The sequence below is a fragment of the Glutamicibacter sp. TV12E genome (genome assembly GCF_052441935.1).
Classification (GTDB): Bacteria; Actinomycetota; Actinomycetes; order Actinomycetales; family Micrococcaceae; genus Glutamicibacter.
The window spans coordinates 1,970,943-1,986,912 of the sequence record NZ_JBQVVF010000001.1 but is presented as its reverse complement, the minus strand read 5'-3'; the positions used below and the strand labels follow the sequence as shown (position 1 = coordinate 1,986,912).

Genomic DNA, 15,970 nt, shown 5'->3' with positions numbered 1-15,970 from the left:
GCATGAGCGCACAACCAACTATTGCGTCCGTAGAAGTCATCCCCGTCGCCGGACACGATTCCATGCTGTTGAATCTCTCGGGAGCCCACGGTCCTTTCTTCACAAGAAATATCGTGATCATCACCGACTCCGAGGGACACACCGGTTTGGGCGAAGTGCCTGGCGGTGAAGCAATCCGCTCAACTATTGAAGAAGCCGGAACGCTTATCAATGGTGCACCGGTAGCAAAATACCGTTCATTGCTTCGACAGATCTCCAGCCGTTTCGCGGACCGCGACAAGGGCGGACGAGGAGCGCAAACATTCGATTTGCGCACCACCGTTCACGCCGTCACGGCGGTGGAGTCGGCGCTGCTGGATCTGCACGGCCAGCACTTGGGTGTGCCGGTTGCGGAGCTGTTGGGAGATGGCCAACAGCGCGATGCGGTGCCGATGCTTGGATACCTCTTCTACGTGGGCAACCCGGATGCTACCGATCTCCCCTACCTTCGTGAGCCACATGGCGCAGACGATTGGGAAAAGATCCGTCGTGAAGAAGCCATGACTCCAGAAGCCGTAGTGCGATTGGCTGAAGCGGCGCAGAAGCGTTACGGGTTCAAGGACTTCAAGCTCAAGGGCGGTGTACAGCAGGGCGATGCTGAAGTAGATGCGGTGATCGCACTCAAGGAACGCTTCCCCGATGCACGCATCACCCTGGACCCTAATGGCGGTTGGCTGTTGGAAGACGCTATTCGCTTGGGCAAGCGCATGCGTGGAGTGGTGGCTTACGCCGAGGACCCTTGCGGTCCAGAAGGCCGCTTCTCAGGACGTGAAGTGATGAGCGAATTCCGTCGCGCCACCGGCCTGCAGACTGCAACGAACATGATCGCCACCGATTGGCGCGAAATGTCTCACGCAGTTCGCACCAATGCGGTAGATATTCCATTGGCTGATCCGCATTTCTGGACCATGTCCGGTTCGGTGCGAGTAGCCCAGCTATGCAATGAATTCGGGCTGACGTGGGGTTCGCATTCAAATAACCACTTCGATATTTCGCTGGCCATGTTCACCCAGGTTGGCGCCGCGGCACCGGGCGAAATCACCGCCTTGGATACCCACTGGATTTGGCAGGACGGCCAGGGGCTCACCGAGGAACCGCTGCAAATCCGAGATGGGCAGATCGAGGTGCCTCAGCGCCCAGGTCTGGGTGTTGAGCTGAACCGCGAGCGGGTAAATGCGGCACACGAGCTGTACTTGGAGCACGGCCTCGGTTCGCGGGACGACGCGGTATCAATGCAGTACCTCATCCCAGGCTGGACTTTCGATTCCAAGAGCCCGGCGTTGGTTCGCTAAGCGTTGATACTGAATAAGTGAAAGCCATGGGACGGCTGGGACAGCATTCATTGTTGTTCCGGCCGTCCCTGCTGTGCTGCCTGCAAGGAATCCTTGGGGCACACCGCAAGTGCAAGCGGGAGAATAAATGCAAGGCGTGATGCAAGGTTTCGCGATAGTCCTGATTCTTATCGGGGTAGGTCTGGCGACGGCAAAATTTCTCCCGGGCAAACGCCAGGCAATCTCCACCGGCCTGACTCCGCTGATCTTCTACATCACCAACCCGGCCTTGATGTTCATCTTGTTGTCCGACGCGGATCTGGGATTGGTCCTTGGCGTTTTCACGCCTATCGCACTGCTGACCGCCGCGTTCGCTGGAGCGCTATTTGCTGTGGTTTCCAAGGGCTTCCTCAAGACGCCTGCCCGCCACCTGCCAGCGGCCGCCATGGCGACAAGCTACGTCAATGCCGGGAACATCGGCATCCCCCTGGCGCTGTATGCAGTGGGAAGCACCACTCCCGCCGTCTCCGTTTTAATCGCCCAGTTGCTGGTGATCGCACCGGCGTACCTGTGCATGTTCGCGCTGATCTCGCGAAAGCTCAACCCGGAGACCCAAGATCTTCCGCTAGGCCCAACCATCCTCAAATCCATTGCCAACCCGGTCACGGTGGCAACGGCCATAGGCGCCTGCTTTTCCTTCTTCCACCTCAAGCTCCCTGTAGTGCTGCACGCGCCTCTGGAGATGTTGGGCAACGCATCCATCCCACTGCTATTGATGGCTTTCGGCATGTCCTTATACGGCCAAAAACCGTTGGCCGAAAAGGAGGGACGGCCAGAGGTGTACCTGGGTGTCGCCTTCAAAGTTCTGATCATGCCGTGTGTTGCATGGGTTTTGGGAAGATTTGTTTTCGGCCTCGAATCAGTGGAACTCATGGGAGTCGTGGTGATGGCCGCGCTGCCTACGGCGCAGAATGTTCTCTTGTTCAGCCAGCAGTTTTCTCTGAAGCCAACAGTGCCTCGTGAAGTGATTCTGGCCAGTACCTTCTTGTCCATCCCGGTAGCATTACTAGCAACGTTCCTGTTGAGCTAGGAGTTCAAGCCCGTCTCATGTTTGGTGTCTTTGAGGGATTTTTCGGTATCTGGGCCATCATTGGCATTGGCTACTGGGCTGCAAAGAAGAACATCTTCGGCCCTGAAGGGCGAATGATCCTCAACCGGCTTACGTTCTTCATTGCCTCCCCGGCCCTGTTGTTCACGACCATCGCTGGCGCCAATCCCCAGGAAGCATTAGGCTCCCAGCTGTTCATCGCCGGCATCTCAGCCCTTTTCGTGTTCGTGCTTTTCCAGTTGCTCTCCCGCTGGTTCTTCAAACGCTCCGCGGCCGAACGAACCATTGGCGCGATGGCGGCTTCCACTGTGAATGCCGGCAACTTGGGGCTTCCCATTGCGCTTTATGCGCTAGGTGATATTTCCCTTGCGGCCCCGGTCGCGCTATTCCAGATGGCCATCATGACTCCGGTCTCGCTGTCGATGATGGAAAAAGCGACAAGCACTCGGGAAGCGGGCAAGCGCAGCGTATTGATTCGGACTCTGTCCAATCCGATGATTATCGCTTCGGCCGCCGGTTTGGCGTGTTCAATTTTCCATTGGATGCCGCCGCAGCTGATATTGACTCCCATCGAGTTGCTGGCCGGCGCATCGATTCCGGCAATGCTTCTCGGCTTCGGCATTTCTCTGGTTGGTTCTAAGCCATTGCAGAAGGCAACGCAGCGCCGGACCGAGGTATGGGCTGCGGCAGCACTGAAGCTGGTGATTCACCCGTTGTTGGCATGGGCTCTGGCGGCCTGGGTTTTCCGGCTTGACTCTACGGGGCAATACATTGCGATCATCATGGCCGCGCTTCCCACCGCACAGAATATTTTTGTCAATGCCGACCGCTACAACGCCGGCATCACCATCGCCAAGGACACCGTTCTGGTGACCACGATTCTTGGCATCCCGGTGATGTTGGCCTTCGCGGGGTTGCTGCATCACTAGCCGCTCGAAGACCGCGATGCGTGCAGAGTCCGATTCAGGAGTTCTCAGGCGGAGCTGACTTCTCGGGAATGGGTGTTCCTTCGACGTTCTCCAACGAGTCAATGAAGATCTCCCGCAGACGCTGCGCCGCAGGATTCACCGATCCTTCTTCCCAGGCAATAAAAATGTCGGAATGGTTCAAATCCTGGAGTCCGTCGGGGCCTGTGAGTTCCTCGAACACCACTCCCGGCGGAGCAAAGTCCATCGCGCTGGCCGGTACCAGGGACACGCCCAGTCCGGCGGCCACCAAGGCCAGAAGCGCTGGTATCTGGCTGGCAATCTGTGTGATCGTCGGTTTGGTTCCAACGGAGTCAAAGAGCCTGATCACCAGATCGTAGAAGTATCGGGCTTCATTCGTTGAATACATCATCAGAGGCAGGCCCACCAGCTCCTTGATGAGTACGCCTTTGCCCGTAACCAGGTGATGTCCTGAAGGAAGAGCTGCCACCAGGCGGTCCTTCTTCACCAAGCACGATTGAACCCCTGCCCGGCTCACCACGGGACGCAATAAGCCAACATCGATATTTCCGCTGCTCAAGGCATCGAGTTGGTCAATAGAGACGGCCTCGCGCAACACCAGCGTCACCTCTGGCAGGTGGCGTGCCGCGGTCGAGAGCAATGCCGGTAGCACCGACTGGCCCGCCACCGATGTGTACCCGACAACCACTGTTCCGGAATCCCCGGTCGAGACGCGTGAGACTTCAACGCTGGTGCGCCGGCTCAGCTCCAAGAGCCTGCGCGCATTGGGCAGCAAGACTTCTCCGGCGGTCGTGAGTTGCACATTGCGGGAGGTCCGGGTGAAAAGCTTGGCTGAGAGTTCGCGTTCCAGCAACTGGATTTGCCGGCTCAACGGCGGTTGAGTCATGTTCAATCGTTCAGCAGCAGCACCGAAGTGGAGTTCTTCTGCGACGGCTACGAACGACTCCAGTTGAATGAGCGAAAACATCAATGCTCTCCTTGAATCGTTGATTGCATAAGTTAGCTTGGACAGGTATCGATAGGGGCTTCTAAGGTGATTCTAGACCTAGAGAACCAAGGGAGCCCTCCATGCTGGATGCAACGAAGCACCATGTCTCCACCGAAGAGCAGCACCGCCGCACGGCGTCCTGCCGCATTCAAGAAATCGCTATCACGCCGGTAGCTTTTGCCGATCCGCCATTGCTGAATTCGGTGGGCGTTCATGAACCTTTCGCGCTTCGGGCCATCATTGTCGTTCACACCGAAAATGGACATTACGGGCTAGGCGAAACCTACGGGGATGAAACGCATGTGGCGCGACTGCGCCGGGCTGCCGAGGAACTTATCGGCGCTGATCCATTTAATCTGAACCTCATCGCCCGGTTGGTATCCCAGTCGCTAGCCCAGGACGATGGCCAGGGCGGGCACGGCACCGGCGGCATGGTCACCACGACATCGCTTGATGACAGGGTGCTCTCCGCATTCAACGTTGCCTGCCTCGATATCCAAGGAAAGATCCTCGGTCTGCCCGTGAGCACTCTGCTGGGAGGAGCCGTGCGAGATCACGTGGATTTCAGCGGATACCTCTTCTACAAGTGGGCCAATCATCCAGGCCAGGAACCTGACCGCTGGGGCGCCGCCGAGGACCCGTCAGGCATAGTCTCCCAAGCCCGCACCATGGTCAACGACTACGGCTTCCGAGCCCTGAAGCTCAAAGGCGGGGTCTTCCCGCCGGATCAGGAAGCTGATGCCATCGAGTCATTACATAAAGAATTCCCGGACATTCCGCTGCGACTGGATCCCAATGGAGTGTGGAGCGTGCCGACAGCTATCGAGGTCGGACATCGCTTGGAATCCTCTCTTGAATATCTTGAGGACCCTTGTTTGAGCATTGCAGATAATGCTGCGGTGCGTGCCGAAATCGCGTTGCCGCTTGCCACCAATATGTGTGTGGTTGCCTTCGACGACCTGCCGCCGGCCATAGATGCCAAAGCCGTGGACATCGTGCTGTCTGACCATCATTTCTGGGGTGGGCTTAGCCGATCGAAGCTGCTCTCCGGGATGGCAGAAACCTTCGGGCTGCGGCTCTCCATGCACTCTAATTCCCATCTGGGAATCAGTTTCGCCGCGATGATCCATTTGGCCGCTGCCACCGAGAATATCGACTACGCGTGCGACACCCACTGGCCTTGGAAGCGCGAAGAGGACGACGTGATTGTCCCCGGCGTACTGAGCATTCACGAAGGCCGAGTCAAAGTCCCCACCGCGCCAGGGCTTGGCATCGAGTTGGATGTCCAGGCATTAGAGCGCATGCACCAGCAATATCTGGACTGCGGCCTGCGTCAGCGCAACGACACCGGTTACATGCAATCCATCGACCCCAGCTACGAGCTGAAGAGCCCGCGATGGTAGACGCACTCAAGATCGTGGTCACCGATCCAATCGTGAGCCGCTTCGAATCCCGCTTTCGCGAAGTGGCGGCTGGCTTCGAATGGCATTTTGTGGCCGATCTGCCGGCAATAGAGCAATCATCCCGCATTGCCGAAGCCGACGTGCTCATCTGCTCCAAGCTCTCGCCCGAAGATGCGCAACGATGCCAGGCACGGTTGGTGCATGTCACCGGCTCGGGAACAGATCGTGTTGCTTTGCAGCAGCTCCCGGCAACCACCAGCATTGCCACCACCTCGCATCACGAACGCTCCATCGCCGAGTATGTGCTGATGGCCATCCTTGCCCACGAACGTCGTCTGTTTGAAGTTACCGCCGAATTGCGCAAAGGCACCTGGAAGACGGTGGCCACCGACCAGTCAGCGCCAATGTTCCGCACGTTCAAGGACCTGACAGTCGGTTTCATCGGGCTGGGCGGAATTGGCGCACAGACATTAGCTGCCGTCTCGGCGTTGGGTGCGAAAGCTGTTGCCGTCCGCCGCAATCCGTCAAGGTCTTCGGAAACCGATCAGAACCTGGCGTGGGTCAAGTCCATGGAGCATCTGCCTGAGCTTCTGGAAACCAGTGACGTTGTAGTTCTCTGCCTTCCCCTGACAGATGAGACGCGCTGCCTCATTGGCGCGGAGCAACTAGAACTAATGCGCAATGATGCGCTCCTGGTGAACGTATCGCGTGGACCGATCATTGATGCCCAGGCTCTGATCGCCGCCTTGGAGCAGCGAATCATCGGCGGAGCCGCCTTGGATGTCTGGTGGGACGCGCCCAACGGCACCAAAGCACCCGAGCTGACACGGCAGCTCGCTGCCCATCCACGGGTGATCGCTACCCCGCATTATTCTGGACATGCCCGGAACACTTTTGAATCGAGGGTGGACGAGATCTGTGAAAACATCCTCGCCTTCACAGCTTTGCCCGGATCCCTATCCGCAGCGCCTACCACCGATAGCTGAGCCAAAGGAATCGCTCGGGCCGGGAATTCACAAATGCCGATTCGTGCCGGATGAAATTCTGTCATGGGACAGCCCACTCCATAGAATGGTTCCCATGCAAGATGAAAAGCTGCTGCACATGGTTGAAGAAGAATTCACCGCCATACTTTTGCACGCCCGGGATATGCTCCTACGCCGCGCCAAGGCTGTGCACCCCGACCTTCAAGCACCTGGTTACCGGGTACTGGCGCTCGTCATCCGCGACGATGCCCAGCAGCAAGGCCTACTGGCAGAAAAGCTTCGCTTGGACAAGGCCACGATCTCTCGGCTGGTTCAGCATTTGGAATCCCTGGGGCTCGTCACCCGCACCCAAGACCCTTCCGACGGACGGGCGCAGCTGGTCTCCGCCACCCCTCTGGCACACGAGAAGTGGAAGGCCAGCGGCAACACCCTGCGCCAGGAGCTTCGCCGCCAACTCACCGAATGGGAACCAGGCGAACTGCAGAACTTCGGCGAACTCCTGCACCGCCTGAACATCAGCTTCGACGAACTCGCTTAGCCGGGAAGCTACTCCATCAGCGCCAGGAAATCATCGGCGCTGAGCGCTGCTGGCTGGCCTGCCTGGGCGTCGTCCCCGAGGACATCGTTGAACAGCTGGGTCTTCTTCGCTTGCAGCGCCAAGACCTTGGACTCGATGGTGTCCTTGGCGACCAGGCGATAAACGTAGACTGGCTTCTCTTGGCCAATGCGGTGTGTGCGGTCAATGGCCTGGGCTTCAGCCGCCGGATTCCACCATGGGTCCAACAAGATGCAGTAGTCAGCAGCGGTGAGGTTGATGCCAAACCCGCCAGACTTCAACGAGATGAAGAAGACCGGGAAGTCCCCATCGGTGAATCCCTCGATCAGTTCCTTGCGCTTGGTGCCACTGGTCGAACCATCCAGATAGCCGTGGTCAATGCCTAGTTCTACGGCGATTTCCTTCGCCTTTGTCAAGAAGCTGGTGAACTGGCTGAAGACCAGGATCTTGTGTCCCTCAGCCACAGCATCGCCCATCATTTCACGCAGCAACTCTAGTTTCGCGCTAGCGCCGTCCCCTTCGCCAACCAGCGACGGGTCCAAAGCCAGCTGACGCAGCAGGGTCAAAGACTGCAAGATCTTGAATCTGTTCGAATCAATGTCGTCCACCAGACCAAGGACTTCCTGGCGCACGCGCTGGAAACGGCGGTCATAGGCTTTGCGGTGGCTTGGTTCCAGTTCCACTTCCAGGATCTGTTCGGTCTTGGCAGGGAGTTCTGGCACAACTTGTTCTTTTGTACGTCGAAGTACGAAGGGACGCAGACGGCTCTTGAGCCGATCCAGCCGTTCCTTGTCCCCATCTGCGATCTGCTTTTGGTAATTGTCTTTGAAGGCGTTTTGACCGCCCAGCAACCCGGGAGCAGCCATCGAAACCAGAGCCCACAGTTCCATCAGGTTATTTTCCATCGGGGTGCCGGTGACCACGAATTTGCATGGAACCGGCAGCTGCCGAGCTTGCTTGTACCCCTTGGAAGTATGATTCTTTAGCTGTTGTGCCTCATCCATGATCATGACGGAGAAGCCGGCGGCTTCGAATTCCTCATAGGACAGCCGGAAGATCGTATAGCTGGTCACGATCAGCTGGGCATCGCCCAACTGATCAGCTACGGTTTGGCCGGCTTTCTTGGCTGTCGAGGTAATGCCCCGCGTTTTGAGCTTCGGGGTGAATCGATGGGCTTCATTGATCCAGTTGCCTACGACCGACGTCGGAGCCAGGACGAGGAACTTTTGATCTGGATTCTCAAGGCGGGCCTGTTCGAGACAAGCCAGCAATTGGACGGTCTTGCCCAGCCCCATGTCATCAGCGAGTACCCCGCCCAACGAGTGGGTGCGCAGGAAATTCAACCATGAAAGCCCCTGTTCCTGGTATGGGCGAAGGTTCGCTTTGAAGCTTTCGGGAAGCTCCACCTTTTGAAGTTCTTCACCGCGGCCGAGCTCATTCATGTTCTGCAACCACTGGCTATGCTGGGCTTCGATGATGCCCAGATCCAGCAGCTCGTGCCACCAGTCAATGCTTAGCTTGTGGACTCGAATCGTATTGCCTTCGACTTTGCCTAGTTCGCCAGCTTCTGCGATCAGCTGGCGCAGTTGCGCGAAGTCTTCACTCGCAATGGGAATGACCGTCATGTCTTCAAGGACCAGGTAATCCAATCGCAGAGTGAGTGCTGCCAGCAACAACGCGAAGGGCACCTTGATGTCATCGATGGTGACTTCGACCGTTAGATCAAACCAGTCGCCGGAGTTTTCACCTGCCTCGATAGAGACTGTTGCCGGCGTATCAAGGATCCGATATCTAGGCAGCTGATTCTGCGCTTCGATGAGAATATCTGGGTGCTCTTCAAGTAACGGCAGGGTGTAGACCATGAAGTCGATGGACTCATCGATGGTCAATTCACGATCCTCGTAAATCCCCTGGGAGTTCACCTGACCCAACGCCGAGTCGTCACCCAATTTGTCCTTGATTGAAGCCAGGATCTCTTTTTCGACGCTGCGCTGCTTGGTCGCTTTAGGCGCGTACTTCCACGAATAGTGCAGGTTCACCGTTTCGGCAGTGCTGGAAACTCGCAGCCGCAACACCGGGCGAGGAGGCTCGGGAATGTCGTAAGAAACGTTAGCGCTTTTCAGAGGTGCCAATGCCCTCATGCGATCCAGGTGAGAATCTTCGAATCGTTGGATGTCGGTTGACGGAATGAACTGCACACCAGAAGCGATAAAGGTCGCCAGCTCGCCCGAAACGGGCTCGGCAAATTCGGCTAGTCCCCAGTCCTTGGATTTCTCCAGCGGTTTCGACGAATACGCCAAAAGAGTTGGCGGGTTGCCGATAGGCAATAAGTGAGTGTGCTCCTCTTCAGGTCCTCTGAGGATGCCTTCTACCGTCAACCCGTTCTCGCCGCGACGCATATCCAGGTAGGCCTGAGCCTGTACCTCGCTGAAGTTCACTTCAGCTTTGCCCGAAGTAGCACCGTTGATGATCGCTACGCCAGCGTCCCGAAGCTCTCCAAATGCGGCTATCAAGTCCTTGCCGGGCACTTCCATCAAGGAAATCCAGTCCTTGGCTTCCCAGAAATGGCCATACTTCTGCTTTTCTGCGTGCTCTCGCATACGGTTCAGTTCAATTACGGCTCGGCGCTGTTCCCTAGGGAAATGTTCGTCAAAGGCTACTGATTTCCAGCTCACACCGGACTGCACCCAAGGACTCTTGCTTCCCCGCTTAGCTGGGCGCGCTTGAAGAGTCAGCAGGTCGTCGCCACCATACCGAGGCGTTCTGAGAATCTTCAGGATCAGCCCCAAAGGTTCTTCAATAATGTCTATTTCGTCCTGGGGCACCGGCAACAGTCGGTTAAGGTTTCGCTCCCACTGAGGTACTGCATTGCGACGCCACGCGTATGGGTCCGATTCGACGTCAGAAACGATCAGTGGATCATCCTCGTCACTGAGGACCTCTAGGAGTAAAGCCGCCACCTCTGCGCAGCTATTTTCGGAAGGATGCCCTGAGCAAAATCCTTCAAATTCAATGCGATCCCCCGCAATGTGGAAATTCGCCACCACTTCGAGACCTGCGACCAGGCCGGTGACGCCTGAACTGCCAACCCTTTGGTATCGGTCAACGTCTTGAACGAGACCCGCTTTGTGATACATCCGTCCAGCACGAAGTTCATCGTCAGACACCAATAAGTCCAGAGAGCCAAAGTTCAGCTGGAATTCCATCATCGCCATCCAAAAGTAGTGCGTTAGAGCGGATTGCTACCCTCCATCCTATCGATGTATAGGGACAAGACAGCCATGACGAAACGTTAAGTGGATACTTTACCGAGCCCGCTGTTAGCGGATAAAAAGGAACTACTGAATCACGAGTTCCGCTCATCAAGGCCCTGGCTGAGTGGACGGCAACCCTTGAGCCATTGTGCGGGGTGCCCCAGGTGACGATTCGACGCATCTTGAAATCCAAGATCGTAAACGATGGCGCCCCTGCGCCAGAAAGGGGATGACTCCCCCATGTCTCACGCAACAGCAAAACTCTCAGTAGCCGAGGACCGTTCACAGCGCCTTCAAGAAGCAGGTGCAGGTTGGGGCGAACGGATTTCCGCCGTACCGCATAGCGCCGCGTTGACCTTTACGGTCCAGGGCGAAGGCTTTGATTCGGTTGCCAGCAATATCCGCGCCGGCAAGCACACCTTCACCGTGGACGAACCGGCAGCGCTCGGTGGCAGCGACATCGCGGCCAGCCCAGTGGAATACGCGTTGGCGGCCTTGGTCTCCTGCCAGGTAGTGGTCTATCGGCTCTACGCTGAGAACCTGGGAATCCAGGTTGACGATGTCCAGATCACCGCCGACGGGCAGCTCGACGTCCGCGGGCTCTTCGGCATCGATCCTTCCATCCGCCCCGGATTCTCTTCGGTGGATCTGAAGGTGCAGATTGCTGGCCCGGAATCCGCCGAACGCTACGAGGAATTGCGCCAGGCAGTAGATGCACACTGCCCGGTGCTTGACCTCTTCGCCAACCCGGTGCCGGTAACCACCTCGGTGCAGCTGATCGAAGCCAGCTAGCCCAAGCTGGATACAGCAATGCACTGTGGCGGCCATTGATATTAATGGCCGCCACAGTGCACTTTGCACCTAGGGAAAACTACTGTTCCAGGAAGTTGAGCAGCACCTTGCCCGAGGTCGAGGAGTCCTTGGCGGTTTCAAAGGCTTCAAGTCCATCGGCTACCGGGAACTCATGGGTGACGGCTGCCCCGATCTGCAGGGAGCCGTCGGCCAGGGCTTCGAGCACCTGATCGATTTCGCCGTTGAAGCGGAAGGATCCGACTAGTTCCAGTTCCCGAGTGATAGCCAGTGAAATCAGCGCAGGCTGTTCGCCAGAGGGCAGCAATCCGACCATGACGACGCGCCCGCCGCGCACCGCACCGCGGACCGCTGATGCCAAGCCGCGGTAGTTGCCGCTGGCCTCGATCACCACATCCGCGTTGACTTTGGCGATGGCCTCTTGGTCATCGGCGCGCAGGGTGGAGGTGGCGCCCAGTTCCCGGGCGATGGCCAGTGGCTTCTCGTGCATATCCACTGCGATGATCTCGCTGGCACCGCCACGCTTGAGCACTGCCACCGCGAGCGCGCCGATGGGGCCGGCGCCAATGACAAGGGCCTTTTTGCCTGAGACATCTCCGGCACGCGAGACTGCATGCCACGCCACCGCTGCCGGTTCGGCCAGTGCGGCGTCGCGCAGCGAGAGTCCCCCAGGCAGTTCGCGCAGCATGCGCGTTGGCAGGTTCACTTCACGGGCAAAAGCGCCCTCGGTATGCGGGTAGCGGGCGGCCGAGCCGAGGTAGGTGCAGCCCGGGGAAAGGTTCGGGCGATCTGCCGGGTATGGTTCCCCGGTGTCCCCGGGGGTTGCCGGGTGCACGGCGATCTTGGTTCCGGCGGCTGGTCCGCTGCCATCGGCGGCGGCTTCGATGACGGTTCCCACAATCTCGTGTCCGAGCACCATGGGCGCCTTGAGGATGGATTCCCCGGCGGCGCCATGGCTCCAGTAGTGCAGGTCCGATCCGCAGATGCCGCCGTAGGCGATGGCGATGCGCGCTTGGTCGGTCTTCGGAGCTGGCACATCGATCTGCTCGATGCGCAGGTCCCCGGCGGCGTGGGCGACCACGGCCAGGGTCTTGGTGGAAAGGCTGCTAGACGACAACGCTCATGCCTCCGTCGATGAAAATGGTTTGCCCGTTCACATAGTTGGACCCGTCGGATGCCAGCCAGACGGCCGGGCCGGCCAGGTCCTCGACGGTGCCCCAGCGGGCGGCCGGCGTGCGTCCGAGGATCCACGAGTTGAACTTCTCGTCGTCCACCAGGTTCTGGGTCATCTCGGTGTGGATGTAGCCCGGGGCGATGCCGTTGATCTGCAGACCTGCGCCAGCCCACTCGGCGGTCATGGCGCGGGTGAGGTTGCGCAGGCCGCCCTTGGCTGCGGTGTAGGCGGAGATGGTGGGGCGGGCCAGGTCTGTTTGCACCGAGCAGATGTTGATGATCTTGCCTTCGCCACGTTGCACCATGCCGCGGGCGACTTCGCGCCCCACCAGGAAGGCGCTGGTCAGGTTGGTATCGATCACGCGCTGCCAGTCGGCAACTTCTAGCTCCAGCATGGGAACTCGGTGCTGGATGCCGGCGTTGTTCACTAGGATTCGGATGGCGCCGATATTCTTTTCGATGGCTGCGATGTTCTCGCGCACAGAGGCGTCATCAGTAACGTCAAAGCAGACGCTGTGGATTTTTTCGGCGCCGTAGCGGGTGGCGAATTCAGCGGCGGTTTCGGCCAGACGCTGCTCATCGCGGCCATGCAGGATGATCGTGGCGCCGGCATCGGCCAGGGCGCGGGCAAGTTCGCGGCCGATGCCGCGGGAGGACCCGGTGACCAGGGCCAGTCGTCCGGACAGGTCAAAAAGTTGGCTCATGAATTCCCTCGCATGAAAAGTCGATGGTACATCGACGGGAACTCATCACCGGTGAAAACCAGCTGTGGTATCCGAATTTCAGCCCCGTCGCTTCTCCAAAACATATCAGATATATGGGGTGCAATGGGCAATAAAGTCCGACTTATTATGTTGTTACTTCTACTTCTGCTTCTATATCTACCGGGTCTGCGAGTAGAACCAGGTGATGTGCTCTTCGAGCAACTGGGCGGCGCGCTCGCGCTGCCCGGTGGCAAAAGCATGGTGAATAGCCTTGTGCTGGCGGCGCAGCACCTTGACCACCGGTTGCCAGGATTCATCGTCCGGAATGGACGCGGCAACATATTCGCTGATCGAGTTGCGCAGGGATTCCATCATGGATTCGACCACCGCGTTGCCCGCCATGGAGGCAAGCAAAACGTGGAATTCGGCATCGATGCGGTGGAAGGATTCGCGGGAGAGCTGCGCATCATCCATGCGCATGATCAGCACCGCGGTCCGGTCAATGACCTGCTGGGCGTGGATGGGGTTGCGCGGGGTCATCTGCGCTGCCCAAGTTTCCAGCAGGATGCGCGATTCGACGATCTCGCGGACGTTGATGCCCTTGGCGGCCAGATGAAGGCGCAGGGCCTGGGAGATCCCGGCCGATGGGTTGGAGATGATCACGGCCCCGGAGTTGGGGCCGGAGCCCGTGGAAGTCTTGATAATGCCCATCACATCAAGGATGCGGATGGCATCGCGCACCGAAGCGCGGGAAATCCCATGCTGCTCCGCGAGCGCACGTTCACCAGGAAGCTGGTCCCCCACGGACAACTTCTCGGTACGCAGATCTTCCTCAATGGCCTGAAGCACGATCTGGTACGCACGCGGAGCTGGGTTAATTGGCATCGGATCTATTTTAGCCGGTCAGAGCACTACGGAAGCATCCAGGAGAGCACCGGGGTGGACTGCAGGTAGACCAGGGCGCACAGCACCAGCAGCATGCCCACCGACCATCCGGCGACCTTCTTCAGGATCACCGACTCCTGGCCTTCCATCTTCACGCTGGTTGCGGCGATGGCCAGGTTCTGCGGGGAGATCAGCTTGCCGACCACGCCGCCAGAGGTATTCGCGGCCACCAGCAAATTGGGATCGATTCCGGCATTCACCCCGGCGGTCTGCTGCAGCTTGGCGAACAGCGCGTTGGCCGAGGTATCCGAACCGGTCACCGCGGTGCCGATCCAGCCGAGGATTGGCGAGAGGAAAGCGAAGAACCCTCCGGTGCCAGCCAGCCAGGTTCCCACGGTGATGGTCTGGCCAGACAGGTTCATCACATAGGCCAGGCCGAGCACCGAGAGGATGGTCAGCGCGGCGAAGCGCATGCTGTAGATGGTCTTGCCGACCTCGGACAGGCCCTCGCTGAAGGTCATCGCGTACTTGCCGCCGGCGGTGTTGCGCGAGTAGACGAAGGCCACGATCACGCCGGTGATCAACAGCAAGGTGCCCGGCGAGGACAGCCAGGAGAAGGTGTACATGGTCGAGGAAACGGCCTTGCCGCTGGCATCCACCACCTGCCCGTGCAGGCCGGGCCACCCGAACTTAGTGTCGGTGCTCGCCAGCCATGCCGGGATATCAATGCCCAGCTTCCACAGCTTGGCCAGGCCGAAGATCAGGATCACCAGCAGGTAAGGGAACAGCGCCATCCAGGTGTTGGCCTTGTCCAGCTTGGTACCGGTCTCGACCGGCACGGCGGCGGCTTCGGCGGTCAGCACGCGTTTGCGGGCCTCGGCAGCGCCCTTGGGAGTCCAGAAGCGCAGCAGTATCACGGCGGCGGCCAGGCCAACCAGCGAAGCGACGATGTCGGTGAGTTCGTAGGAGAAGTAGGTGGAGCACAGCCACTGGGCAATACCGAAGGAAATGCCGATGGTCAGCGTAGCCGGCAGCACCTGGCGCACACCGCGCCAGCCATCGAGGATCAGCACCAGGATGGTGGGAACGAACAAGGCCAGCAGCGGGGACTGGTGGCCGACCACGGCGCCGATTTCCTTGGCAGGGATGCCGGTCAGCGCGCCGGCGGTGGTGATCGGGATGGCCACGGCGCCAAACGCTACCGGTGCGGTATTGGCAATCAGCACGGCGCAGGCCGCGCGCAGCGGCGAGAGGCCCAGAGCCAGCAGCATGGTCGCGGTAATGGCTACCGGGGCGCCGAATCCAGCCAGCGCCTCGAGCAGCCCGCCGAAGCAGAACGCAATCAAGACGGCCTGGATGCGCACGTCTCCGCCGCCGATCACGTCGAAGACGCGGCGCAGGTCTTCAAAGCGTCCGGACTTGACGGTGACCTGGTAGAGGAAGATGGCCATCACCACGATCCAGACGATCGGGAAGGCACCAAAGACCATGCCCATGGCCCCGGCGTTCAGAGCCATGGCCACCGGCATCTTCCAGCCGAGAATGGCGACAATGATGGCTACTGCCAGCGATCCCAACCCGGCCCAGTGGGCCTTGGTCTTGATCACTGCCAGCAGCACAAAAAAGGTGACAAGAGGAATGAGCGCGATCAGCGCAGAGATCGCAACACTTCCTGCTATCGGTTCAGTAGAGGGAGTAAACACGGTGTGGGCGTCCTTGCTCGAGTATTGGTCTGACCATATGTGGTCCGACCACCAAGGGTACAAGGGTGAGTGGCATCACAACAAGTCTTGACTATTGCAAAATTTTTCGCATAGTATGGTCAGACCACACTTGAAAGAGTCTT

Annotated in this window: 13 protein-coding genes and 1 riboswitch; of the genes, 7 read left to right on the top strand and 6 right to left on the bottom strand. The window is 58.8% G+C overall.

Annotation, left to right across the window (positions count from 1 at the left end):
• Positions 1-2 precede the first annotated feature (2 nt).
• The 3 genes from ACT7DV_RS09280 (at position 3) to ACT7DV_RS09270 (ending at position 3,347) form a co-directional block, all read left to right on the top strand.
• On the top strand, positions 3-1,331 hold the full coding sequence (locus ACT7DV_RS09280) for an enolase C-terminal domain-like protein (RefSeq protein WP_444662029.1): 1,329 nt from the start codon (positions 3-5) through the stop codon (positions 1,329-1,331).
• Between the two features lie 139 nt (positions 1,332-1,470).
• Positions 1,471-2,400 (top strand): AEC family transporter, encoded by a 930-nt coding sequence (locus ACT7DV_RS09275; RefSeq protein WP_444664820.1) that lies wholly within the window; start codon positions 1,471-1,473, stop codon positions 2,398-2,400.
• Between the two features lie 17 nt (positions 2,401-2,417).
• Entirely contained in the window at positions 2,418-3,347 is a 930-nt protein-coding gene (locus ACT7DV_RS09270; RefSeq protein ID WP_444662027.1) for an AEC family transporter, read from the top strand.
• A 34-nt stretch (positions 3,348-3,381) separates the two neighbouring features.
• Here ACT7DV_RS09270 and ACT7DV_RS09265 read toward each other — a convergent pair whose 3' ends face one another.
• Entirely contained in the window at positions 3,382-4,332 is a 951-nt protein-coding gene (locus ACT7DV_RS09265) for a LysR family transcriptional regulator (RefSeq protein ID WP_444662025.1), read from the bottom strand.
• 101 nt (positions 4,333-4,433) lie between these two features.
• Between ACT7DV_RS09265 and ACT7DV_RS09260 the strand changes: the two genes are divergently transcribed.
• The 3 genes from ACT7DV_RS09260 to ACT7DV_RS09250 all read left to right on the top strand — a co-directional run bounded on the left by ACT7DV_RS09260 (position 4,434) and on the right by ACT7DV_RS09250 (position 7,280).
• Positions 4,434-5,756, top strand: a complete 1,323-nt coding sequence (locus ACT7DV_RS09260) for an enolase C-terminal domain-like protein (RefSeq protein WP_444662023.1) — start codon at positions 4,434-4,436, stop codon at positions 5,754-5,756.
• Positions 5,750-6,742: a 2-hydroxyacid dehydrogenase gene (locus tag ACT7DV_RS09255; RefSeq protein ID WP_444662021.1), complete on the top strand. Its 993-nt coding sequence runs from the start codon at positions 5,750-5,752 to the stop codon at positions 6,740-6,742. Before ACT7DV_RS09260 ends, ACT7DV_RS09255 begins: the two co-directional genes overlap by 7 nt.
• Before the next feature lie 94 nt (positions 6,743-6,836).
• Positions 6,837-7,280, top strand: coding sequence for a MarR family winged helix-turn-helix transcriptional regulator (locus tag ACT7DV_RS09250; protein WP_444662020.1), 444 nt, complete (start codon positions 6,837-6,839; stop codon positions 7,278-7,280).
• 8 nt (positions 7,281-7,288) lie between these two features.
• Here the strand turns inward: ACT7DV_RS09250 and ACT7DV_RS09245 are convergent, their stop codons facing one another.
• On the bottom strand, positions 7,289-10,507 hold the full coding sequence (locus ACT7DV_RS09245; protein ID WP_444662019.1) for a DEAD/DEAH box helicase: 3,219 nt from the start codon (positions 10,505-10,507) through the stop codon (positions 7,289-7,291).
• A gap of 135 nt (positions 10,508-10,642) precedes the next feature.
• A riboswitch (SAM riboswitch) is annotated at positions 10,643-10,762 on the top strand.
• A gap of 30 nt (positions 10,763-10,792) precedes the next feature.
• Between ACT7DV_RS09245 and ACT7DV_RS09240 the strand changes: the two genes are divergently transcribed.
• On the top strand, positions 10,793-11,344 hold the full coding sequence (locus ACT7DV_RS09240; RefSeq protein WP_444662017.1) for an OsmC family protein: 552 nt from the start codon (positions 10,793-10,795) through the stop codon (positions 11,342-11,344).
• Between the two features lie 79 nt (positions 11,345-11,423).
• Here the strand turns inward: ACT7DV_RS09240 and ACT7DV_RS09235 are convergent, their stop codons facing one another.
• The 4 genes from ACT7DV_RS09235 to ACT7DV_RS09220 all read right to left on the bottom strand — a co-directional run bounded on the left by ACT7DV_RS09235 (position 11,424) and on the right by ACT7DV_RS09220 (position 15,827).
• Positions 11,424-12,479, bottom strand: a complete 1,056-nt coding sequence (locus ACT7DV_RS09235) for an L-idonate 5-dehydrogenase (RefSeq protein WP_444662015.1) — start codon at positions 12,477-12,479, stop codon at positions 11,424-11,426.
• Complete coding sequence (locus tag ACT7DV_RS09230) at positions 12,469-13,239, bottom strand: SDR family oxidoreductase (RefSeq protein ID WP_444662013.1); 771 nt, start codon at positions 13,237-13,239, stop codon at positions 12,469-12,471. The genes ACT7DV_RS09235 and ACT7DV_RS09230 overlap by 11 nt, the downstream gene beginning before the upstream one ends.
• A gap of 177 nt (positions 13,240-13,416) precedes the next feature.
• Complete coding sequence (locus tag ACT7DV_RS09225) at positions 13,417-14,124, bottom strand: FadR/GntR family transcriptional regulator (protein WP_444662011.1); 708 nt, start codon at positions 14,122-14,124, stop codon at positions 13,417-13,419.
• A 26-nt stretch (positions 14,125-14,150) separates the two neighbouring features.
• Positions 14,151-15,827: an L-lactate permease gene (locus ACT7DV_RS09220; RefSeq protein WP_444662009.1), complete on the bottom strand. Its 1,677-nt coding sequence runs from the start codon at positions 15,825-15,827 to the stop codon at positions 14,151-14,153.
• Positions 15,828-15,970: the final 143 nt, after the last annotated feature.

What these genes read in the sequence shown, in the direction of transcription:
- ACT7DV_RS09240 (WP_444662017.1), top strand. Translation starts at nt 10,793, where the DNA reads ATGTCTCACGCAACAGCAAAACTCTCAGTAGCCGAGGACCGTTCACAG.
- ACT7DV_RS09265 (WP_444662025.1), bottom strand. Translation starts at nt 4,332, where the DNA reads ATGTTTTCGCTCATTCAACTGGAGTCGTTCGTAGCCGTCGCAGAAGAA.
- ACT7DV_RS09270 (WP_444662027.1), top strand. Translation starts at nt 2,418, where the DNA reads ATGTTTGGTGTCTTTGAGGGATTTTTCGGTATCTGGGCCATCATTGGC.
- ACT7DV_RS09250 (WP_444662020.1), top strand. Translation starts at nt 6,837, where the DNA reads ATGCAAGATGAAAAGCTGCTGCACATGGTTGAAGAAGAATTCACCGCC.
- ACT7DV_RS09225 (WP_444662011.1), bottom strand. Translation starts at nt 14,124, where the DNA reads ATGCCAATTAACCCAGCTCCGCGTGCGTACCAGATCGTGCTTCAGGCC.
- ACT7DV_RS09255 (WP_444662021.1), top strand. Translation starts at nt 5,750, where the DNA reads ATGGTAGACGCACTCAAGATCGTGGTCACCGATCCAATCGTGAGCCGC.
- ACT7DV_RS09245 (WP_444662019.1), bottom strand. Translation starts at nt 10,507, where the DNA reads ATGATGGAATTCCAGCTGAACTTTGGCTCTCTGGACTTATTGGTGTCT.
- ACT7DV_RS09280 (WP_444662029.1), top strand. Translation starts at nt 3, where the DNA reads ATGAGCGCACAACCAACTATTGCGTCCGTAGAAGTCATCCCCGTCGCC.
- ACT7DV_RS09275 (WP_444664820.1), top strand. Translation starts at nt 1,471, where the DNA reads ATGCAAGGTTTCGCGATAGTCCTGATTCTTATCGGGGTAGGTCTGGCG.
- ACT7DV_RS09230 (WP_444662013.1), bottom strand. Translation starts at nt 13,239, where the DNA reads ATGAGCCAACTTTTTGACCTGTCCGGACGACTGGCCCTGGTCACCGGG.
- ACT7DV_RS09260 (WP_444662023.1), top strand. Translation starts at nt 4,434, where the DNA reads ATGCTGGATGCAACGAAGCACCATGTCTCCACCGAAGAGCAGCACCGC.